General features: G+C 63.2%; 20 protein-coding genes. 1 reads left to right on the forward strand and 19 read right to left on the reverse strand.

All coding sequences use genetic code 11. The features are described from left to right. The first annotated feature begins 125 nt into the window (after positions 1-125). Entirely contained in the window at positions 126-3,839 is a 3,714-nt protein-coding gene (locus tag H9Q09_RS11875; protein WP_187391203.1) for a DEAD/DEAH box helicase family protein, read from the forward strand. 3 nt (positions 3,840-3,842) lie between these two features. Here H9Q09_RS11875 and H9Q09_RS11880 read toward each other — a convergent pair whose 3' ends face one another. The 19 genes from H9Q09_RS11880 to H9Q09_RS11970 form a co-directional block, all read right to left on the reverse strand. Then, the gene (locus H9Q09_RS11880) at positions 3,843-4,061 is read right to left on the reverse strand and encodes a hypothetical protein (protein ID WP_187391204.1); all 219 of its coding nucleotides are present in this window, start codon (positions 4,059-4,061) and stop codon (positions 3,843-3,845) included. A gap of 60 nt (positions 4,062-4,121) precedes the next feature. Then, positions 4,122-4,505, reverse strand: a complete 384-nt coding sequence (locus H9Q09_RS11885; RefSeq protein ID WP_187391205.1) for a hypothetical protein — start codon at positions 4,503-4,505, stop codon at positions 4,122-4,124. After that, positions 4,495-6,420 (reverse strand): hypothetical protein, encoded by a 1,926-nt coding sequence (locus H9Q09_RS11890; RefSeq protein ID WP_187391206.1) that lies wholly within the window; start codon positions 6,418-6,420, stop codon positions 4,495-4,497. The genes H9Q09_RS11885 and H9Q09_RS11890 overlap by 11 nt, the downstream gene beginning before the upstream one ends. Further along, positions 6,417-6,947, reverse strand: coding sequence for a hypothetical protein (locus H9Q09_RS11895; protein ID WP_187391207.1), 531 nt, complete (start codon positions 6,945-6,947; stop codon positions 6,417-6,419). The genes H9Q09_RS11890 and H9Q09_RS11895 overlap by 4 nt, the downstream gene beginning before the upstream one ends. Before the next feature lie 2 nt (positions 6,948-6,949). Next, complete coding sequence (locus H9Q09_RS11900; protein ID WP_187391208.1) at positions 6,950-10,396, reverse strand: hypothetical protein; 3,447 nt, start codon at positions 10,394-10,396, stop codon at positions 6,950-6,952. Continuing rightward, positions 10,393-11,028: a hypothetical protein gene (locus tag H9Q09_RS11905; protein WP_187391209.1), complete on the reverse strand. Its 636-nt coding sequence runs from the start codon at positions 11,026-11,028 to the stop codon at positions 10,393-10,395. Before H9Q09_RS11905 ends, H9Q09_RS11900 begins: the two co-directional genes overlap by 4 nt. Before the next feature lie 55 nt (positions 11,029-11,083). Further along, positions 11,084-11,896: a hypothetical protein gene (locus tag H9Q09_RS11910; protein ID WP_187391210.1), complete on the reverse strand. Its 813-nt coding sequence runs from the start codon at positions 11,894-11,896 to the stop codon at positions 11,084-11,086. A 16-nt stretch (positions 11,897-11,912) separates the two neighbouring features. Further along, positions 11,913-12,401, reverse strand: a complete 489-nt coding sequence (locus H9Q09_RS11915; protein ID WP_187391211.1) for a hypothetical protein — start codon at positions 12,399-12,401, stop codon at positions 11,913-11,915. Then, positions 12,398-12,703, reverse strand: coding sequence for a hypothetical protein (locus H9Q09_RS11920; protein ID WP_187391212.1), 306 nt, complete (start codon positions 12,701-12,703; stop codon positions 12,398-12,400). The genes H9Q09_RS11915 and H9Q09_RS11920 overlap by 4 nt, the downstream gene beginning before the upstream one ends. 4 nt (positions 12,704-12,707) lie before the next feature. Further along, positions 12,708-12,905, reverse strand: a complete 198-nt coding sequence (locus H9Q09_RS11925; RefSeq protein WP_187391213.1) for a hypothetical protein — start codon at positions 12,903-12,905, stop codon at positions 12,708-12,710. A 5-nt stretch (positions 12,906-12,910) separates the two neighbouring features. Next, complete coding sequence (locus H9Q09_RS11930) at positions 12,911-14,407, reverse strand: hypothetical protein (protein ID WP_187391214.1); 1,497 nt, start codon at positions 14,405-14,407, stop codon at positions 12,911-12,913. Then, on the reverse strand, positions 14,407-14,793 hold the full coding sequence (locus tag H9Q09_RS11935) for a hypothetical protein (RefSeq protein WP_187391215.1): 387 nt from the start codon (positions 14,791-14,793) through the stop codon (positions 14,407-14,409). The genes H9Q09_RS11930 and H9Q09_RS11935 overlap by 1 nt, the downstream gene beginning before the upstream one ends. 121 nt (positions 14,794-14,914) lie before the next feature. Next, on the reverse strand, positions 14,915-15,904 hold the full coding sequence (locus H9Q09_RS11940; protein WP_187391216.1) for a major capsid protein: 990 nt from the start codon (positions 15,902-15,904) through the stop codon (positions 14,915-14,917). Between the two features lie 53 nt (positions 15,905-15,957). Continuing rightward, positions 15,958-16,317: a hypothetical protein gene (locus H9Q09_RS11945; RefSeq protein ID WP_187391217.1), complete on the reverse strand. Its 360-nt coding sequence runs from the start codon at positions 16,315-16,317 to the stop codon at positions 15,958-15,960. Positions 16,318-16,329: 12 nt separating this feature from the next. Then, entirely contained in the window at positions 16,330-17,364 is a 1,035-nt protein-coding gene (locus tag H9Q09_RS11950) for a hypothetical protein (protein ID WP_187391218.1), read from the reverse strand. Positions 17,365-17,450: 86 nt separating this feature from the next. Then, positions 17,451-18,995 (reverse strand): phage portal protein, encoded by a 1,545-nt coding sequence (locus tag H9Q09_RS11955; protein WP_187391219.1) that lies wholly within the window; start codon positions 18,993-18,995, stop codon positions 17,451-17,453. Next, the gene (locus H9Q09_RS11960; protein ID WP_187391220.1) at positions 18,995-19,249 is read right to left on the reverse strand and encodes a hypothetical protein; all 255 of its coding nucleotides are present in this window, start codon (positions 19,247-19,249) and stop codon (positions 18,995-18,997) included. Before H9Q09_RS11960 ends, H9Q09_RS11955 begins: the two co-directional genes overlap by 1 nt. After that, a complete protein-coding gene (locus H9Q09_RS11965) occupies positions 19,249-21,504 on the reverse strand; it encodes a terminase gpA endonuclease subunit (RefSeq protein WP_187391221.1) in 2,256 nt (751 codons plus the stop codon). The genes H9Q09_RS11960 and H9Q09_RS11965 overlap by 1 nt, the downstream gene beginning before the upstream one ends. Then, positions 21,501-22,139, reverse strand: a complete 639-nt coding sequence (locus H9Q09_RS11970; protein ID WP_187391222.1) for a hypothetical protein — start codon at positions 22,137-22,139, stop codon at positions 21,501-21,503. The genes H9Q09_RS11965 and H9Q09_RS11970 overlap by 4 nt, the downstream gene beginning before the upstream one ends. Positions 22,140-22,217: the final 78 nt, after the last annotated feature.

Genomic DNA, 22,217 nt, shown 5'->3' on the forward strand with positions numbered 1-22,217 from the left:
GGTGAACGACGAATCTGATTGCGGCTTACAAATCGTATGATACGATGCAGGACTGAGACTGATCGACACTCCCCTCAACGATCGATCGGCTCAACTGATAGACGCAATATCGCAGGCAGGGACGCGTGAAAGATCCAGAAATTTTGGCCATTCTCCGGGCTAATCCGGGATGGAAAATCGTCGATACGACGAAAATCCCGGACTCCGACAAGGAGCCTGGCCGCTACGTCGTCGCGGAGTCGACGTCGTCGTCGGAGATCATCTTCGGCTCGCTCGGCCCCATGTGCCATGAGAATGGATGGTGCGTGTTTCCGCAGCAGAGAACGGGGCGGCGCCTTCCGTCGATCTACCGCAGAAAAGCTATCAAGTGGGGTCTGTACCAGGAAGAACGGCCGGCCGCGGAACTGGTCGATCGCTGGGCCAAGCCATGCTTCAACGAGAACGTCGCGCTGATCTTGGGTGCAGTGTCCGGCAACACTTTTTGCCTGGATATCGACATCCTCGACTGGCGTCTGGCGTCTGCTGTCGAGAAGATCGCGTTCGAAGTTCTCGGGTTTTCCGGTTTCAAACGCGTCGGCAGGGCGCCGAAAAGGGCGCTCCTGTATCGAGTCGCGACGCCCGAGGAACTGCCAGCGAACATCTCCCGATTCTTCGTCGCTGACGACGGCGAGAGCGCGTCTCCGCACGGCTTCGAGATACTGTCGAACAAGAAAACCCTGACGATTTACGGCCGGCATCACGAAACTTACGACCGCTTCAGCTGGGACGGAGACTACCAGCCGGCGATCACCACGCCGGCTGACGTGCCGCTGGTCACCCCGACGCAGATTTCGGAATTCATGTCGAAGGTCGCGGAATTCCGGCCCTTTCACCGGAACTCTTCGAATACCGTCATCGACCTCGACGCGCTGGGATTTGTGAAGACCGACGGCGTTAATCTCCCCAAGATCTCTTCCAACGGCGATTGGGTCGAAGAAGACGATCTCGTCACTGACGGCCGCGAAAAGTTTTTGTTCGCCCTGGCCCGTCTCTCGGCTCGCTCCAATCCCGGCAACTGCAAAGACGAAGAAGGCCGGAAGGTCCTGATCCGGACCGTCCTCGAGGAATTTCAGAGCCGCGCTCGTCTCGATGGACGCTGGGGCAGCCCGAACGAACTGCTGCGAGAGGTCACTGATAAAGTGACCCGGGCCGCGGAGGCGATCGTCGACGGCCGGATCACGCCTATCGCTCCCCGGTCGCGGAAGGTCCGGAAGGTCGCCGAGAAGACGTCGATCGCGACGGGATCGCCGATCACGGATGGCTGCAAGGGGTCGCTGGCATGGCTGCCGCCGGCGGAAATTCGCGGCCCGATTAAAAACACGCCGTTCTCCGAAATTCGCTGCGGTGACGCCGAATATGCCGCTCGTCAGATTCCCGAGACCGCTGCGGAGACCTCGGCGCACGTCTCGTCGGAAACCAAGCGCTTGGTCGGCGCCTTCTTCGCCGACCTGGAGGCTGACGACGAGCATCCACGCACCCATGTCGTCGTAGCGCCGACCGGCGCCGGCAAGACCCACATCACCATTGACGCGATCAAGAGGTTCCACGAAACGCGGGAAGCCGGCGACGAGCCATTTCCGATCCTCGTTCTGGTCCCGACATACAAGAATATTGAGGAATCGGCAGCAAAGGCCCGCGCCGCCGGGCTGCGCGTAGTTGAATGGATTGGCAAGGCTCGCTCCGGCGAACTGACGACCGAAGATCGCTGCATCAAGCCTGGCGAAGTCGCGACGATGCAGAAAGCTGGTCGTAATACCGCGAATCTCTGTCAGGCAGTCGATCCGGACGACGACAAGAAGATGATCCGGTGCGGCGCCTGGGACGAGAAGATTGGCGCATGGTCATGTCGCTATATGAGGCAGTCGATCGAAGCTCAGACTGCCGAAGTGATCTTCGCCGTCCATGCGTACATCTCTTGTTCGCTGCCAGCGGCACTGAAAGCCTGTCGTGCCGTGGTCATCGACGAGAGCTTCCATGGGCAGCTGATCAAAGCGCACCGGTTCTCAGACGAAGTACTGCTGCTTCCCCGCGATCCCGTCGCCTTCCGGACGAAGAGGGAAAAGGCCGCAAATATCGAGCTGGAGGATTTCATCGCCGCTCGTCAGGAAGTCGCGGGCAGGGTCTATTATGCGCTGCGCGACGGCCGCGATCCTGTCGACTGGTTCCTCGCCACCGACAGCTCGACGCCCGCGATCAAAATGGACCAGCTGAGCCTCACAATCGCGTTGCTGTCTCGCGTCCGCGACGGCGACGATATCACGCCCAGGACTTCGCTGAAGCGCATCGAAGCCTTGTGCGCAGGCCCGGAACGGACGGCCGTGCATGAAGAAGAGAAATTGTGGCGGCTATTGAAAGACCGCATCGTCCTGCACCGCGACGGCATCCTCGACTCGAAGAAGGATGGGCGCGTTCTCTGGCAGCGTGGAGCCGACAAGGAAGCGGCTGGCGAGATCCGGATTTCCTGGATTTCCGAGCACAATTTCGAGAATCACCCGATCCTCGCTCTCGACGCCTCTGCCGACAAAGCGCTGGTCGCCCGCGTCCTGGACCGGAAGGAAACGGAGATCGTCTGCGAGCCGATCGACGCACTACTGCGCGTCCGGACGGTCCACGTTCCGGGTAAGTCGCTGTCGAAGACGTCGATCCTACCCCGCAAGTCCGACACCGAGTCCTACGCGGCTTACAAGTCGCGCCTGACGCATGAAATGCGGATTCTGATCTCGACGATCGCGTCGGTCCACACAGAAGGCGGCATCGTCGTCTGCACACCGAAGTCGGTGAAGGATCACCTGCTCGACGGCTGGTCTGCGCCGCAGCGCGTGATTTGGATGCACTACGGCTACACGAAAGGATTCAACGTCGCCGAACGCTGCGATGCGGCGATCGCGCTGGGATGCATCAATCCATCGATCACCCAGCTCGACGATATCGTCGCCGCCCTGGCGTTCGGTGAGAGCGATCCTGAGCCTCTCCGCGACCCCGTCGGCGAGCATCGCGGCCACGATCTCGATCGGATCTACAAGACGGACACCGTTCGCTTGCGAAACGGCTATGAGATGACGGTGACCCAGGACGGCACGGAAGGGCGCTATTCAGAGATGGCTCTCCGGCAGATCCGGACCGAGGAGCACCTTCAGTTCCTAGGCCGTCTGCGCCCGATCCATCGCGACAAGATCACCGCATTTTACAACGTGGGATCGTATATCCCGCCGAGTTTGATCGTCGACGAGGTCGTGGATTTCGAGGATCTCATGAGCTGGATCGGCTCCGCCGTCGAAGTTGCCCGGGAGCATCAGGGCCCGATCGGCGCCGGCGATACCATCGAAGAATCCAAGGCGGCGGCAAAGTTTTCGAAGATCCTCGAAATGGGAGAGACCCGATCCCGGTTCTTCGAAGTCACCGCCGCCGGCGAGGTCTTGTACGTCCCGGCGCACACCCCGTCCGTCGTCGATCGCCTCGTCGAAGACGGCTACCAGATCACTCACCGACCGACGCTCGGCAAGATGGAGGAATTCCCGGCACCGATCTGCACGTACGCCGATGAGGTCCGCTTCCGCGACCGGGCTCTTGCGGCGGCAATGGCGGACGGCTGGTCGGCAATGCCGGGATCGCGGATGTGGACTCGAGACGTGCCTGCCGATTTCGACCCGACGGCGACGAACGACAAGCCGATCACTGCTCTCGATGTCGCAGTTCTCGCGCAGCATTATCACGTGCGCCTGCGTCGTCAGGAGCGAGAAGCCGAAGCGGCTGCGGCCCCGAAAACGGCAATGCAGATTTTTGAGACCGAAGTTTTCTGATCGTCATCGCGGCGACGGATTGGTTCGACCGAACATGACAGGGATGGAATTTCGTGATGCTTCACGGACGAGCTGCTGCTCGACATGATCTGTCATCGCTTGCCCGGATTCGCCAATCCGCCGCATGACACGATCTCCGGCATCGCCTAAAATCAGGGCGGTGCCGCTCTGTCTTGCTCGCTCGATCTCGATGTAAACCGACTCCTGCAGCCCCTCTTGCATTTCCCATCTCCTCGCTGGTGTGGGAACCTGCAGTCAGCTTAACGCATCGTCACCTTATTGCTAGCTGGATTCGACGACCGAGCCGGTCACCGCGTTCCCTTCGAGAACCACCGTATCGAGGCTGCCGGCGAAATCCGCTTCGGCGAAAGCGTCCTTTCCGACCGTTGGCGTCCCGACCCGTGCCGTCAGTGTTCGCAGCTTTGCAAGCCGACCATCGCCGGTGAAGAACCGCGTCGGGGTCCCTGAGAACACGACTTTCGTGATCGTTGCCGTGGCGCCGGTTGACTGTTCGCCCGAAATCGTCGTGCTCGTCGGGACCGAACTGTAGCTCTTTGGAACCGGCTTCCGCTCTTTTCGCGCCCGTTCTGTCGCGATGCGATCGACGAGGCTGACCAGCTCTCGGTCTTCCAGCGCCCGCATTCTCATGTCGATCTTAATAGCCATCGATGGCTGCTCCCTTCGGCGCGACCCGCAGTTCTGCGATCGCGTCGATCTCCCGGATCAGCGTCTGCCGTGGTGTCAAATTCGTGAGCTTCATTCCGGAGATGTACGTCGGCATGACTGCAGAGATATCAGTCGGATTTTCGAGAGCGCCGGCCGCGTCCAACTGGTCGTTCGCCGTGTTGATCACCGTGCCGCCGTTTCTCACGACGCCGGAGCCGTCTCGGATCGACATGATATTCACCGGCACGACGGGGTCGTCAGTGACTCCCGGTGCCCATGCCAGCACCTCGTCGATGCCGCTCTCGCTTTGGCCAAATGGCTGATCTCGACCAGTTCCGAAGGCGACCCCGATCGTGCATTTCACATGCGGCTGCTGTCCGTCGCCGCCGCCCCAGACGCGTTCGACAGCGATCACCTTTCCCCGCATCATTTGGTTGTCAGGAGCGTAGATCGTCGCGTCGTCCTTAGTCGTCACCGCGATCCCATCCAGCCAGGTCGTCGCCACAGTGACATTCAGGATCCGGAGCATGCGGCGAGCGAGTTTCCTGGCACGACATTTCACGTGATCCGCGGCGTCCGTCAGGTAGCCGTACTCTTCGAAGAATCTCACAGTCGTGCCACGGTCGAGAAGATCGTCAGGCTTATAGCTCTTCCAATACGTGATCTGCGGGTCCGTCCCTGGCATGGGCTGCAGGAAATCCTCGGCGTAGTGATCGCCGCGACTTTCGTAATATTTGCCGTTGTAGAAGACGACATCGCCAGTGACGTAGTCCGTTCCGATCTCATAGTCCGGCAGGTCCTGATCGCGGAAGATGTCTCGAAACGACAAATCCACGGTTTCGGCCACATCCGACGTTGCGAGCGCCGGCTGCAATGGGACATCCATTGCGAAATACAAGATCTCCTGGCGCGGCTGGCTGTATTCGTAGTTCAGCATGATCCGCGAATAATTGAAAGCGTATTGCGCAAACACCGCCGATGCCGTGTGCGACGAATACTCAGAGATACTGGAGTCCGGGCGCACCTCTACAGACCCACCACCGGTTTTCGAAACCGAGACTGGGGCGGAGAGGATGTCGAATGCGGCTTCGTAGTCAGTGCCTGCGATCGGGACGGCGCGAGAATTCGTCCGCTGGACTTTGTAGATCGGGGCGGCGTCGGCCAGGCTCCAGCCAGGAGCGGCGTCGAAACCGAGCGAGGCTGGCAGGCGATCGCCGAGAGTGGCGTCCAGGGTCTCGATCCGGCCGGCGGCTGCGATCGACAGGTTAGCGGCGATATTGCACTCGCCGCGATCTTCTTGCGTCCAATCTGCTGTGACCCGGTATCTAATGGTCTTCGGCGGGTAGCCCCAGGTTCCCAGCGACGAAACCGGGCGCGCCCCTTCATCGGCGAATGCCAGGTCTTGCAGAGAATGGTGGACCCCGCCCTGCAGCTCGTCGGATACCGACACTTCGTGAGTGACGGGATCGACATAGAACGCGACCGATCTCCCGAGCAGATACGTCTCCGCATCCTCTTCGTCGAAATCCGAAAATCGATTGTCGGTGTCCGGCTTCTGCGCAAGATGCTCCTTGGCATACGCCAGCTTCCGGTCCTCGATATCGCGAGGCGCGCAGATCACCCGAATTCGCTGAGTAAGATCGTAGACCCCCGCAAAATCCGGGGCGATGTATCCCCGGGCGATCAGCTCGGCATCGGCGGGATCGCCGGTCCGCGACCACGACAGCAGCACATTCTTGTTGGCGAGGGCGGCCAGGATCCGCAGGCCCGACTGGCGCATCTCGATCTCGACTTCGGAGATCTGGGCTTCCGTCTGCCGCATCGTGAACATGAAGCCGTCGGCATCGGTGTCGCAGTGGAGCAAAGGGTCGAAGACCGTGTCGAGGTCCGAGACCAAGGCGAGATAGGCCTTCATGGCGCCATCTCCTCTCTCAGCACCATCTCCCAAGACTGACTCCGTCCGGTCGCGGATCCGGACATCCGTATGTCGCCGACAATGCAGTGAAGGACGGGACGATAGAGGATGGTGGTGTAGGCGGATCGCGGAACGTAAATGTTCGCCTCTCGTCCAACGATGCCGACGTCGCCCTGCAGCCGCTCGTTGTCGGCATCGCGAGCGGACACAGTGCCGGGAACCGCATCCCGTTTCAGCATAGTCGTCATCGTCATTGGCGGGATGGTCGCCGACCACCACGTCGAGGCGTAGAGGGTCACCTGGCTGCCGCGCTCGAGATTATCGAATGACGGCATCCAGACCGCATCGCCGTCATTGCTAAGGACGACCTCGAACTTTCGCCCGAACGAGGGCTGCAGCGCAATGGTCCGCCCGTTCCACGTCTCGCGAAACTGGACCTCGCCAACCGGCATCAGCTCTTCCTGAATCCCGATAATCGAGCGTCGAGGAATGCGGACATCCGGAAAAATCAGGGATATCTCAGCCATCGTTAGTTCCCGAGCGAGAGGGAGCGGGACCGACGCAAAGCGGCAGCCTGGGATTCGGTCTGGAGAGCTTCGATCACCGTATCGCCCGCCCTGATCTCGATTTTTTGCGTCGGGAGCTGGCCCAGCATTTTCGCCCGGATCGTCGCGGGGTCGTCTTCCGGGGTGTAGACGACCTGGCGGTTTACGGCGCCGTAGACGCTTCCATAGGAGCCGGGGTTCACCGACTTCAGAGCGTTCCGCCGGGCATCGTTTTCGGCGACCGAGAGACCGTTCTTGGCGCCGTATTTTTCGTAGTCCCGGTCCATCTGGAGACGGGCCAGATCCATCTTCTTCTCGCGAAGAGCGTCGAATCTCTCGGACAGAGTGGACACCGCAGCGGTGACGAGGCCGACCGCAGTGAGGAGGACGCCGAACGGGCCGGACGCGAGAGCGAGAATGCGGCCGCCGATCGTCGAGATCGCAGCGAGCATCCCGCCGCCGGCCGCAGCTCCGGCAGTCGCGCCACCGGCAGCCCCGACAGCGGCGCCGCCGGCGGAGACACCGAACAATGTCCCCATTGCCGCGACAGCGGTCCGGATCGCGCCGAAGAGTTTGCCAGCGATCAGTCCGGCGAGGATGACGGTCGCGGTATTCCAGCCGCCAATTTTCTCGAGAACGGTGTCGATCGCGGAGATGATGGGCTGGATTGCACGATGGACGTTCTTGATCGCTGTCCAGAGCTGACCGAAAATCTCACGGACATCCTGGAGCCAGCGGAATCCTTCAGGCGCGTCCTTCTGCAGCACGAAGATATCGTGAAACGCCTGGGACAGACGCTCGACGTAATCGAGGACCGACGCGAGGATATAGAGAAGCTTTCCGAGCATCGTCGAGATGCCGGACAGCCCCGATCCGTTGCCGGCCGAGGCCATTTCCGCCCAGGCGAGCTTCCAGTATGCGACGACACCGTCGATCAGCTCGCGGACTTCGGCGAAGAGACCGCCGACGACCTCCTTGAGCCTGTCGGAGGCGCCGATCGCGACGACGACCACTTTTGCGGCGAACTCGACGAGGCTCTTCGCCAGATCGGTTTCGAGCACGCCGAACTGGCCGCTCAGGATCTTCTGTATGTCGCCGAAGAACGACGCGACCCAGGCGATCGCGTTGTTGAACGCAGCCCGCAGATTGTCGATCGAGAAGATCGAGGAGAGGTCGATGCCCTTGTCGCGGAGATAGTCGTCGATCGCCAAGCCGAAAGCGGCCACGACACTGAGCAAACCCTTGAAGACGGTCCACAGGCCTTTGCCGGCCTCGGCGAGAGCGAGCAGGGCCTTCTCGCCGCGACCGTCGGCGGCCCAGCGATCGACAGCGCGAAGGCTGTTCGTGATCCACTTCAGGACGTTGGCATACGTGGCCTCGGCGTTCCGGCCACCGGAGAACGTGCGGTAGACGAGGGCGGCGAGGTTGCCGAATGTCGCGAGCAATTTCGCGGCGACCGCGAACGTCCGCTGGATCGCGGTGTTGACGCGCCGCCAGCCGTCGTTCCCGTCCATGAACCGGACGAACGACATGAGTGACCGCATCGCGGACGACAGCGGGCGGACGAAATAGTCTCGAATGACCGTCGCCGACGACCTGACCAAGCGGCCTTCCGCGACCTTGGCCAGCGTCGTCATCATCGGCTCAAGGGCGACCAGCAACTGGCGCTTGAAAACGCCCCACGCGTTGCCGAGCGACAGGATCGCGGACTGGTAGCGCTTGATCTGCGCGATGTCCTGATCCGACACCAGGCCGCGACCGAGAGCGCCGGAGATCCTGCCGCCGGATGCGGCGACCTGATCCGCGATCTCGGCGACTTTCAGGGCGTCGTCTTCACCAAAAACTTGGGTGAGGATCTGGCCGCGTTCCTCGCGAGAGAGCTTGTTCACCCGGTTGAGAAAATCGAGGAAGACGTCGTTCGTTTTCCGGAATGATTTCTGAGAGGTCTCCGCACCTTTCTCGATCGACGGCCACAGCGATTTGATCGACGGGACCAGGCCCGAGATGCCGCGATTGACGGCCTTGTTCGCACCGGTGACGGAGACGCCCAGGCGGTCGAAGGTGGCCGACGTGTCATTGCCGCCCTGGCCAGCTTCGCGGATCGCAGCCGTGAATCCGGAGAACACCTGGCCCAGGTCTGTTCCCTGCAGGCCGACCGACGCGCCGAAGCGCTCCCAGAGTTCCACTTCCTGGGGCGTCATGCCCGTCAGGGAGCTGACGTTCCGGGTCTGGCGGTACCGCTCGATCGTGTCCGTGCCGGCTTTTACGGCGAATGCTGCCGCGCCACCCACCTTCACAGCGGCAGCGGCAGTCAGGCCGGCCGTCAGCTTTGCCGACAGTGCGGTGGCTTTTGTCAGGCCTCGCGCCGTCTGATTCAGTCCGGAGATCAGGCGACGAGTGGCGGCATACCCGGTGTTCCCCATCGTCCTGAGGCCATTGCCGGCCTTGATCGCGGCCCCGACGACGAATCCCAATGCTGTTCCGACTGCCAGCGCCCGCAGCTCCAGGCGCCGAGCCTCGGCAGCGGCTGCCTTCTCTTCCTTCGCCAGGCGCTTGGCCTCGTCGCCGGCGTCGGCCAGTTCCCTCTCGGCCTTCTTGGCGTACTTGGCGACTTCCGCGAGCTGTTCGGCGTCGAAGACGGTGCCGGTGGAGGCATCCACATATTTGGCGAGCGACCGACCCTCGGCGGCGGCCTCTTTGATTGCGACCGCGGCACGCTGGACGGCGGCCTCGTCGAATGCCTCGATATTGAGCTTGCCGGCACGACGCTCCAGGGCGCGCAGCTGGTCGCGGACCAGGCGGACGGATTTCTCCTCGTCGACATAGACGTCGAGTTCGATGCCCTTGCCCAACGCCTGCTTGTATGCGGCGACCGCACGCTTCGCGACCGCAGGATCGATCCCTGAGACGTCGACCGACTGCGCTGCCCGACGGGCACCGGCATTTCGGTCGCTGGCGTCGAGTCCGGCGATCGCGGCGGCTGCGGATTTTTCCGCATCCACGAGAGTCTGCGCCCGGACCCGCGCTTCGGACTTGATGCGGTCCTTGGCGGCGCGGTTCTCGCCGACGAGGGAGTCCGCGAACCCGGTCTCGATCGATGCGGTTTCCCGGCCCGCGATTTTGGCCTCGGCAGCCATCTTCGCCGCCAGGTCTCGACCGAAACCGGAGACATTGGGATCGATGTTGACGTCGCCGATGCTCTCGACGGCCCGCTCTGCGACCTTCGCTGCCTGGGCAACCTCGCGCAGGGAATCGGATGCGATCTCGGCGCCGGCGGCAACTGAGGCGGCGGACTTTCCGTCGAGCTTGTCGACAGCTTTTCCGACGTCGCCAGCACCACGGGCCATCGAAGACATCGCCCGCCGGGCGCCGGCGAGGCCGTCCACCCGGATGGCGGTGACGATCTGGCCGATTCTTTTTGTAACGCTCATCGGCCGAGATCCCGCATTGCCTTGTCCCAACCCTTTTTCTCGGCCTGGGCGATCCGGCCGGCGACGGCCGTACTGATGAGGCGGTCGCGGCCGCGCTCGGCATCGACGGCTTCCGCGAACCGGAGACGGGTCCACGACATCCGATACGCGTCGTCATGACCGGAAGCCTTCAGGGCGCAGGCGGACTTCCAGATGTCAGATGCGATCGCCCCGTGGTCCTCCTCGACGCCCGGCATGTTCGCGACGGTCGTTTTCTTCTGCTTCGGGAACAGGTCGCCGACGCCCCTGACCGCGCTGGCGAACAAGGCGACCTGGAAGAGAAGGACGACGATGGGCGCCGCGGCTTTCTCGATCTTCTCGCGGACCTTCTCGGAAACTCCGGGAAGGCAAGCGAGGATGAGGCGGATCGTCAGGGGACGCAGCCCGTCCGGATCGACGATCAGGTCGTGGACGTGCTCGCTGTCGTACGCGATGCCAGGCGACATGAACGCCTCGGCCATCGTCTCGTCCTCGACGAACAACTGCGCCAGCACGACCGCCGGACATGGACGCACGACCAGGCCGCCGAGGATGTCGACGGGCACCGAAAATTCCGGATCCAGATGTGCGAAAACGTCCGTGAGATCGGCCACGTCGGGTGTCTACCTGCCAGAGAAGGAGAGGGCGGGCCGGAGCCCACCCCGATCGTCAGGCGGCGCGAGCGCGCTCGAGGACGCGGGCCATCTCGAAACCGGCGCCCCGGGTCGGATCGGCGAAGACGCGGCCGGTGTAGCCCATCTCGCCCATCTCCGTGCCGTCCGAGCCGAGAACGACGTCGCCGTCGGCGCGGATCTGGACGTCCCAGAACTCGACTTCGTGCTGCACGCCGAGCTTGGTGTTCTGCAGGAACTTGACGCTGGCGCGAATGTCCGTGGCCGACAGGACGCCATATGCCACCTGGCCGACGATCGCCTCGGCGTCGTAGGTCGTGGTGACCTCGGCCTCGCCGTTCTCGTTGACCGCAGCGTCCGCCGGCAGGGCGAAGACGTCGATCAGGCCGTCGGCGGCCGACACTGCATAGTGAGTCCCCTCGACGAGATCGATCTCGGCATCCAGCTCGTCCTTGACCGTCAGGGCGACGTTCGTGAGGTTGCGGTGGGCGACCTCGATGACGTCGCCGGCGGCGGCGAAGGTGGTGTCGATGACGGCGTCGGCAGCAGCCTGATCGAACGTCAGGCCCGGCTTCGACATGAACGCCACCCTCCGCAGGAAGTCGGTCATCATGCGCGTCGTGAATCCGAGCGAGACCTCGGCCTTCGTCACATCGACGAACGCGAGGGTCTGCTCCGGATATTCGTTCGAGTAGATCTCGTTCTCCTCGATGTTGTAGGAGAACTTGAACTCGTTGTAGTCGCCAGCCTTCTTCCAGGTCTTCGAGCCCGGCAGCTTGATCAGCCACTGGCCTTTGGTCTGAAAGCGGAAGCTGTTGTCCAGCGGACGGACGATCGGCGATCCAGCCATAGTAGTAACCCCTTCGTTATCCAGCGACGAACTCGCCAGCATTTCCATGTTGCGTGTAATATTCGGCGGCAAATCCGATGACCGTCGCCGAAATTCCCCCATCGTCGTCGTCGCTCTGTGCGACATGCGAGATCGTCGTTACGTTGACGCTCTCGACGAATGCTTCTTCCTCGACGGCCAGGACCGCGTCCTCGACGGCAGCCAGCAGACTCGACAGCGCGTCCAGGGAGTCCTCGCCGTCATATTCCCGGACTCCGAGCGCCACCGAGAACTCCTGCTCCCTCTTGGCCAGGCGATACCCAGCGTGCTGCGAGATCGGGAAAACCCGGGTCGGACCCGAGAAAACCGTGGCCGTCGGATACGATTTCTCGTCCCATTCGATCAGCGTGCCCGCGTCGTCGAGGTAGCCGGAGCCTTCGGCGAATACCCGTCCCTCGAACCCGGGGATGGCTGTCCGAAGCCTGGTGCAGATCGCCTCGACGAGCTGGTCGCGGACGTGACTCATCGGACCGCGACCTTCTTCAGATCGATCAAAAAGTTCGCCCCCCGGCGGTAAATGTTGTCGACCTTGTAGACGTCGCCATCGACCGTGATCCTGGTGTTCTTCTCCGGCTCGGACGGAAGCGAGGCGATCGGCGTGCGGAGGACCGTTGCGCCGATCTTGCCTTCGCCGGCGATGATGTCGCGCTCCTCATCGAGCGTCGTCCACGTGCCACGCGTCAGGACGTCGCCGCCGGGAAGGGAAACGATGACGTCGACGCCTATGATCGAGGCGGACACGGTGCGGGCCAGGAGGTCGCGGATCATGTGATCAGGCCTCCGGCGTCGGTGCGAACGGGCGGACCCATTCGATCTCGGACGGCAGATCGTCGCCAGGAGCGAGATCGCCGTCGACCTGGCCGCAGGCGAACTCCTCGCCGGGATAGTACCCGCCAATGTCCGGCCACTGGAGGTCGAGATGCGTGGCGTGGACGCGATCGCGAGCAGCGGTATGGACGATGATGATCATGATCGTCAGCCCACCGTGATCGAGGAATTGTTGTTGCCGGTCACGCCGATCGCCGGCGAGATCGAGCCGTAAGCAACAGACGGGCCCAAGTGGCCGTTCGACCTGTCGTTCGCGACAATCGACGTGGAGAACTGTCCAACGACCCTCATGTCGTCACCCCGGATCAAGAACGATCCGCGGTTGCCGGCGTAGATTCCAACGTTGTTGGAGCCGCCGATGAACGAATGCCGGGTATCGGAATCGACGACAAACCGGCCGCCTGATCCGATCGACACGCTGTCGCCATTGCAGCCGCCGATAACGCAGCGCCTGAGGGCCATGACCGCATCGTTGTAGATCACAGGAGATCCAGTCCCCACGACGAGCTGGCCACGGAACTCGCAGCCGGGGCCGGACAGCCATAACGAGTATCCAAAATCCGCGATCGCCAAGTCGGCGGAGTTCGCCATTTTGGACCGCACCAAGTTGATCGCGGTCCAGGTGGTCGTGCGAGTGGACCGGACGATCCCGAGATTCTCGAACGCCGGAAGAACGGCGTCGGCCGCGGTCGCGAACTCGACATCCACGCACCAGAAGACAGACCGGAACCGGGTCATCTTCAGGTTAGCCGTAGCGCCACTCAGCGTCGGGTAGGCAGTGACGAAGAGGGTCACGGAGTTAGAGGTCTTGCCGGTGACCCGAAAATACCCCTGGAGACAGTTTCTGTTGACTTCGCTGCCGTAATTCGAGGTCACCTCGACGAGGATGAAGTCGTCGACCACGCACAGTGCGGCGAACGCAGTCGATACGGGAACGGTGACGGACCAAGCCTTTGCCGACCCCGACACCGTGTAAGAAGCCGCCCCGGTCCAGACATCGGGCGCCGACCTGCCCCGGACGCGGACATGACCCAACCGGGCGTTGTCGAGATTGATCGTCGCCGTCCGCTCATGACGTCCGTCTGCGACGCTGACATCGACGAAGGCACCCGGCAGCGCAAAGCGGCTGCCAGCCATCGCCAAGGCAGCTTCCAGTGTCTGAAAGTCCTCGGGCACCCGGAGGATCTCGCCACCCTGCCAGATCGCAGGAATTCGGCTGGTGATGCCACCAGTCGCCAGGCCAAGTGCTTTGGTCACCGGATTCGGCGTGAATGCCAACGCTCCACCTGAGGACGTGAACTCAACGGGGAAGCCGGCGCCAGTCCAAGCGAACCCGATCGGCGCTTTCACTCTAAGAAAAAGAGCCTGGATGAAGCTCCCGATCGAGTCGTCTGGAGTGACCGGAATGGTCACCGTCGTTGCGCTGGCCGCGACGATAAAATCTGCGGATTCGGTCAGCCCAAGGTCGCGGAAAGTTCCGGATCCCAAAGGAACGGTGACGCGATAGGTCGCGGTCTCTCCCGAACGAAGCGGGGCAGCGACATACGGACCATCATCGCGGAAGATTGCATTGCGGAGATCGGTGTCGTCATAAGCAGGACCGGCGGAACCACCACCAGCGCCGGGCAGGGGACGATAGAACATCAACGCGCCCCCGCCTTGATGACCTGGACGACTGCCTGGGCAGCGGCATCGGACGCGTCGGTCGGGTCGATGGCGAGCCAGTAGCGGTCGTATGCCGTCCCGTCGCGATCGGTGCAGAACTCGAAATATCCCGCGTCCAAAGTGAACCCGCCGTCAGCCTCGACGGCAGCGATGCCCTCGCGATCGACAGCGGAATCGGAGACGAGGAGGAGGACGCGCTTCGTCTCGGTCGGCACCCGGAGAACGACCAGGTCGCGGCCGGCGGGATCGATCTCCGTCCACGTCGCGCCAACGGTCACCCGGTCGAGGATCGCACCGTCGAGCGGCAGCGCACCCTGGTAGGGGTGGCCGGAATATCCAAGCGGCTGGCGAAGCTTCGACGACACTGGCTACGACCTCGAAATGAGAAAGGGGAGAGCTGGACGGGACAGGGACAGGAACGCGCCCCGCCCAGCATGCATCCCGGCGCCGAACCCCTCCGCGCCGGGAATTTCAGGACCAGGCCGATTACGGCTTGATCGTCACCTCCGTGATGCACTCGGGACGCGTGAAGTAGTTCATCGCGTACATCGTGCCCCGGATCAGCAGGCCCTCGTCGAAGTCCATCTTCTTCTTGTCGAGATAGAAGGGGAGGACCTGGCCGAGATACTGCTCGCTCGAAGACGGGCCGAAGACCGTCTTGGCGCAGCCCTGGAAAATTGGGATCAGGTAGCTCTTGTCCGGATCGAAGAAGCCGGCGCGGGCGTAGCTGGTGACCCAGACATTGTCCTGGATCAGCTTGGCGCCGTTCAGACCGCGATTGTCGCCGGTGGTCAGGCGATAGTCGGTCGGCGGCGTCACCAACTTCTTGTAGCCCTCGTCCTTGCGGACCAGCTGATTCACGTTGCGGCCGTGCAGCCAGACATAACGCTCGGGCGTGTATGCGCCGAGAGCGTCCTCGGTCATCTCCTTGAGATCGACGAGCTGGTCGGACAGGTCCTCAGCGGAGTCACCCAAGGTGATCTCGACCTTCGGCTGCGACACGCCCAGCAGGTCGAGGGTGTTCACCAAGACCTTGCCGTTCTTGTCGGTGATGACGCCGGTCAGGGCCTTGGAACGCTGGTGCTCCAGGGTCAGGCCGAACTGTGCGCGGAGCTTGGCGGTCTTGCGGTCGCGCTCGCTCTGGACGGTGCGCAGGCCGGCACCGCCGGGAAGGCGGGCGCCGAGGACTTCGTGGTTGTAGACGGAGGCCTGCCTGGCGTAGCCCGGAATCGGGAACTTGGCCGTCTCTGCCTTGTCGTCGTCCATGATGTCGCCCGGCGAACCGCGAGGCGCCGACGGCACGATGTCGATCTCACCGGTGTCGGTGATGTCGAGCGCGAAGTCCGGCGTCGGGCAGTCGATCTCTTCCCAGGGGATGACCTGGTCCAGAACGGACGGGACGTAGGGAGCGCGGTTGATGGACTGAACCATCTGCACCAGCGTGAAGGCGGTGCCGTCCCAGATATCATCGAACATTTTCTTACCCCTCGGGAACGGCGCCCAAACCCCCGGACGCCTGTATTTTTCGGTTAGCGGATGAGGATGCCGGCCGCGGCCATGCCGGCGCGGAGCGAGACCTCGAGATCGGCCGTCGCGGCTGCATCCACGGCATCGGCCTCGTCGAGGACGGTCGGGAAGAAGACGCGGGAAGCCTTGACGATGGCCGGGCCACGGACGAGCGCCGCTACTTCGGTCGTCTCACCGGCGAACACCGGCTCGATGTTGATGCCGATGAAGTCGCCGGCCTCGTCAGCACAGACGGTTCCGGGAATGACGTCACCGCCGGCCGGCGCGGTGATCTCCACCGCCTCACGGCAGTAAGAGACGTCCACTTCGTAGTGGAAAGCTTCGGTCGGGCGGAACGGTTCGCGAAGGCGCTGATAAGCCATGTTCTTGGATCCTTACTTGGTGCCGCCGCCAAAGGCGGAGCGGAAGGCCGTGCCGAAGTCGGGCAGCTGCTCAGCGTGGCGGGAGCCACCCATCGAGGAGCCGCCGTCGATGTCCGGCGTGTTGCTGTGCTTGCGGGCGCCCGAGGCGACCATGGACCGCAGCTCGGCGACGGTGGCGCCGGCCTTGTCCATGGCGTCGAAGCCGGCCTCGCAGCCGTAAGAGACGGCGGCGGAGCGCAGACCAGCGATTGCCGCGGTGTCCTCGGCGGAGCGCTCGCCGGTGGCCGGAGCAGTCGGGGTCTTGGTGACCTCGGTGCTCTCCTTGGAGCGCTTCTCGGCTTCGGCAGCCTCGCGGGCCTTGCGGTCCTCGTCGAGAACGGCGCGGGCGGCCGCAGTGGCCAGGGCAGTGACCTGCTCTTCGGTCATGTCGGAATCCTCGTTGTTTGTCTGGGAGCGCCGCCAATCGACGACGAGATCGTGCGCGGAACGCGTCTTGGCGTTGCCGTCTGCGGGGACGGGCACAAGGCTGGCTTCGTAGATCACCCAGCGCTTGGCGCGCATCGTGCGACGGCCGGTGGCTGCATCGGTGACGAGTTCGAAGTCGCACTCGGAGTAGCCGGCGGAGATGTTGTTCAGGACACCCTCGCGGACACCGACGACGATATCCTTGCAGGACTCCATGCCGGAGAGGCGGCCCTTGGCGACGATTTGGCCGTTCTCCCGGCGCATCTCCGTGCAGGTGCCGACAACGGACGCGACCGACCAGATGTTGTGGCTGTCGAGGATCGGGACGTTGCGACCCGACTCAGACATCAGCACCGCGGTCTCGATCGGCAGGACCTCTTCGGCCTGGAAACGTTCGTAGGTGTCCAGGTCGCGATACCAGCGCATCACCGGTGTCGGGGTCGCCAGGACGAACTCGAAGGAGCGGTCTTCCTCGGACCAGGACGAGATCTGCGTCGTGGCCGCACGGACGCCGCGAGACACCTCCGGAGCAAACCGATGCTCCGGGTTGACGTCTTCGAGCTTGATGACCGCGTCTGACAAAATTCTTGAACCCCGGGAACGCCTTAATTTCCGGGATTCTCGCGTGTTTGGTGGCCCCTTTTCACGGGGTGTCCTCGAACTTTTTTTCAGTCGAGGACGGACGCGTCCTTGGCGGCCTGATCGACCGTCTTGCGCTCCGACGATTCCTCAGCCGCTGCCTCGGCGGCGATCGACGCCGTCGTGTCTGACGCCTCCGGATCCCAGAGCGGATCCGACCACTGCAGCCCGTTCTCGCGAGCCCGTGCCAGATCCTTGGCCTGCTGCCTTGCGACTTCCTCGGGACGCATGCCGAAGTAGGCCCTGGTGACATAGGAATGCGGGACGACGCCACGATCGGCGGCGTTCAACATGACGTTGAGTTCCTGGGTCAACGCCGCGCTCTGGACGACAGGCCAGTTCCAGGAGACTTCGTAGGGCTCCCACGGTTTCGTCCCGGACGGCGGCGACCACAGCCCAGTCGCCTGGCAGGTGTCTACGAATGCTCTCCACGCCGGATTGATTGCCTGGTGCTCCAGGCCATCTCTCTCGATCTCGGCACGACGCTTCACGGCGGCACCGGCCAGACGCATGGCTCTCTCAGGCGCGTCGTTGTAATCGCCGGTGACCTCCCAGACCGGGGCGCCGACGCCGGCGCAGATCGCCAGGATCTGGAAGCGAAGCGCCTTCTCGAATAGGGCGGGTTCGTCCTTCGGCTGGGTTGTCTCGACTTCGAATCCCGGCGGCAGTTCGAAAGCCAGGCCGCTCCCGAGGGTGACGGACCGGATCATCTCGTCGACCCTGGCCGCATCCGGCAGGGCGTCCGCATTGTCCCCGGCGGCGGCATCGACGGTGCGCTTGAAGAACACATTGAAGATCGACGCGATCTGCTTCCGGCGCCGCTCCGCATCTTCCATGGTCGCGATCGCCAGAGCACGGAGCAGGGCGACAGCGAGGAGGACCTCGCCACGGACGCCGCCGGTCATGGGATCGAAGACGTGGAAGACCTCGTCGGCGGGGATCTGCATCGGCCTGGTGTCGATGCCGATGCTGTCGGGATCGAGGGGATTGGACGGCCACATCGCATACGCCACCGGGCGATCGAGTTGAGTCAGGACGCCGGCACGGAACCGGTAGTCACCGAATCCCACCGGGTCGTGGTCGACAGGGACGTATTCCGACGTCAGTGCCTGGAACTGCAAGGGGACCGTCAGGCGGGAGGCGGCCGGCCGCCCGATGCGCAGGCGCCGGCGGATGAATGCCTCGCCGTCGACGATGCGGTTCCGATAGACGTCCTCGCGCAGCCAGGATCCAAATGACCGGACGCCGCGGTTGTCGAAGTCGCGGGAAGCCTGACGCCACAGAACCTCAAGATCCCGGAATTTTGAAACCGGCTCCGGGCCGACGCCAACGTGTATGTCGCACAGAGTCCGGACCAGCGATCTCACCCAGGCGTCGTTGCGGTACAGGTGACGGGCGAGCTTCTGCATGTCGCGCAGATAACTGGCGCTCTGGATTGGACCCAGGGTCGGCGCCTTCGGAGCCGCTGGATGGCCGACGACGTCATAGGGGCGGGGGACAGACATCGACCCGCGGAACGCGGAGCGGCCGGCCGGGATGCGGACGCGAGGCTTTTCGGCGACGATCTCGGACATTAGTAGTGCCGATCCTTATCCACTGTGATCTGGTAGACCTTCATGCCGGGGGACGGCCGGCGTTTGATCTTCTCGCCGGTCTTCGCCTCATAGGCCCAGAACAGGTCGTCGAGGGTCTTCAGGGCTTGGTTCCGAGACAGCAGCGTGGCGGAGCCTTCAGTCGGGGACGCGATCTGGCTAGCGCCGGTCGTCAGCTGCTCTTCCATGCGCATGATCGCAGTTTTCACTTGGTCAGCTGACCAGAAGTGGAACATCACCAGATCCCCTCGGCGCGGGCCACCGGACCGGTAGACCTCGTCTTTTCCCTCGCAGCCGGCGTGGCGGCACCCGCGTCCCGTGTCTTCCCCGGATCGAGGACTTTGAGACGGAAACGCGGGCGCTCGCCTGTGGCCGGCGCAGTCGTATCCGAGGGATTTTCGGACGGCGGGTGGCCCCTTTTCACGGGGGGTCCGCAAACTTTTTCGGGAGCCGGCCTGATCTTGGGTTCGGCTGCCTCGGCCTGGCGGGAGAGGGCCTGCTGGACAGCCAGCTCGTCCATTCTATCGAGGACATCGCGCACCCGTGCATTCTCCCGCTTTTCCCAGGCAGCGGCGGCGACGGCGTAGACCACGCAGTCCCAGACCTCGCCGGTTTCCGATTTCTTGTTGAGGTTCTTCCACATCCGGACGCCTGGCTGCGTCTCGATCAGGGTCTCGGCCAGAAACGACTTGTAGAAGGCCTCACCGAACTTCTTCGCGAAGACCCAGCTTTCAGGAGCCGGCGCCGGGATCTTGATCTGCCGGCCCACGGTATCCTTCGCGACCTGGGTGCCGATCCAGAAGAACGGACGTTTCCGCTGCTTCGAATATGATTCCTTGATCGGCAGGAGAGGACGTCGGCCACTCAGCTCCCGGGCGCCGCGGATGGCACGAATGCCTGCCCGCTTGGCGTCGGGGGAGTTCACGAATTCCAGGACTTCCTTGTTCAGATATCCCGAATCCATGAACGTCCGACGGATCCCGAGTTCGCGTCCGTCCTCTGTGCGATATCGCTTCGTCACCGCCTCAAGGATGAGAGCCTCGGACCTGGTCGACATGGGCGGGATGTAGATGTCCCGGATCTCCCCGTGCTCGTCGACCATCTCCTCCCTGGCGATGACGATGTGATCGATGACCGCATGCCGCTTGTTCGCGCCCATCGCCACGACGACGATCTCGACGCGCCCGTCCTTCTGCGTCTTCTCCGTGTCGTTGCCTTCGTTCACGTCGATGCCGGCGAACAGATACTCGGCCCATTCGGGAGCCTCCGCGTCGCCCCACGATTCGGCGTGTTTCTCAAGTTCCGAGATCTCGACGACGCGCTGCACCGGCGGCTCGAACGTGTCGGCAAGCCACAGATTGACGAACGGCTGCAGGGCCTCCGGATCGGTCTCCGTGGCTTTCTGCTCCCAGGCGATATGCTTCCAGGTGACCTGCGGATCGGTCGAATACGCCTGCCAGATATGAAGCCCGGCATGACCTGGCTCCCCGACTGTCGTCTTCAAGAACGCCCCGGCTTCCATCATGCCGATCTTCTCGCGTTCTTCGATGTGGCCGCCGCAGGCTCCGCATTCGTACCAAGCGTCGTCGACGTAGCCCGCCTCGTCGAGCGTGTACCGCAGTCCCGCGCCCATCTGCGTCTGGCGGTCCGGAGCCTGGCGGACATCGGGGTGGAACTGCAGGACCTCGGAGCACCGGGGGCACGGCATCCGGTATTCGCGCTTGTCGGACTTCTCGTATTCCTCGGAGACGGTGCAGAGCCCCTTACGGGTCGGGGTGCCGCCGACGTAGATCACCGGCGTCGCGAACTGCTGCGCTCTCGGCTTGACTAGCTTGAGCTTCGACCCCTCCGAGTTCTTGGACTTGTCGCGCCAGTCGGGAGCGCCGGCTTCGTCGCAGGCGATGAAGTAGCCCTTGATCTGACGGAACGACCCGTTCTTGCCGACCGACCGGAGCTGGATCGAGGCGCCATTGCGAAGGATGATATCGGACCATGCGTCCTGCACGCCATGCCGGCCGTCCGGCCGTTTCATCGCCTTGATATCGGTGCTCTCCTCCATGATCGGATAGAGCATCTTGTCGTGGAAGCCCTGACAATCGTCGTCCGTCCGTTCGTAGAAGATCACGTCCTGGCCTTCGTGGCAGGCGTAATAGAGGACGCCGGCGGCGTTGATCAGCGAACTGCCGAACCTCGGCGGCTTCTTGAATGTGACCTGCCGGATGCCGGGCTCCTGCCACAGGCGCACCAGGGCGGCCTGGATCGGCGAGAACTCGAGAGGTCCCGACCGCCCGCCCGATGCCGCCGACGGCAGCACCAGGTTGTCCCGCGTCCAGTCCACCACGTCCGTCGGCATGTTCGGAATCAAGGCATCGACGGCCGATGACAAGGACCCCCGGAAGATGTCCGTGCCGGTCGCCGCGAGGTCGAAGAGCTTGGCAACGAAGTCCGGGTCGTCGGCAACTCTGGTGCGGGTCGCCCGGTGCGCGGTCACAGCCCCAGCTCCCTCTTCATGTCTTCCTCGAAGGCCTCGTCATCGAAGAACTCGGAGACCGACTTCGCGCCTTCCTTGAGTGCGGCGACGGAGCTGGTCTTGATCTTCGTCAGCATGCGCCGACGCTCGGCATCGTCGAGGTGGGGAAAGTCGCGGATGATGCCGTCGCCCAATCCGAACACCGCCTGACGGATCAGACCCAGCATTCGCTCGATCATGTATTCCACGGCGATCCGCGGAACGAGGAGTTCGGCCTCTCGCCCAATCTTTAGGCGGGTCTGCTTGATCTGCTCCAGCTTCAACAGATCGGCCGGCTTCATCGGTTCGCCGCCCAGCTCGTCGCCGTCGGGAGTGGCGAATCTCGACGAGGTCTCACGGGCAACCTGCTCCTCGCGCCATTTCCAGACGGCGCGGATATCGACAAGGATCGCTTCGCCTTTCGCGGTCGGAGAGGATTCGGTCGGGCAGCCGCGATCTATCCACGACCGGAGAGTGCCGCGGTCGAAACCGGTGACGCGGGAGAACTCGGCGATCGAGACGACGCGACCAGACTTCTCGGATCGCTCGGCGGCGGCCTCGACGGCATCGGCGGTCGATCGCTTGCCCGATCCGATCGGGCGAAACCTGCGGGTCATGTCATGGCTCCAATAGGGGGCAATCCCGCAGGCCCGTCGAGCCGAATCCCGAAGGGCTCTCTCCTACGGAGAGAGGGG

Origin of the sequence: Aurantimonas sp. DM33-3 (assembly GCF_014334315.1) — a bacterium.
GTDB lineage: Bacteria > Pseudomonadota > Alphaproteobacteria > Rhizobiales > Rhizobiaceae > Aurantimonas > Aurantimonas coralicida.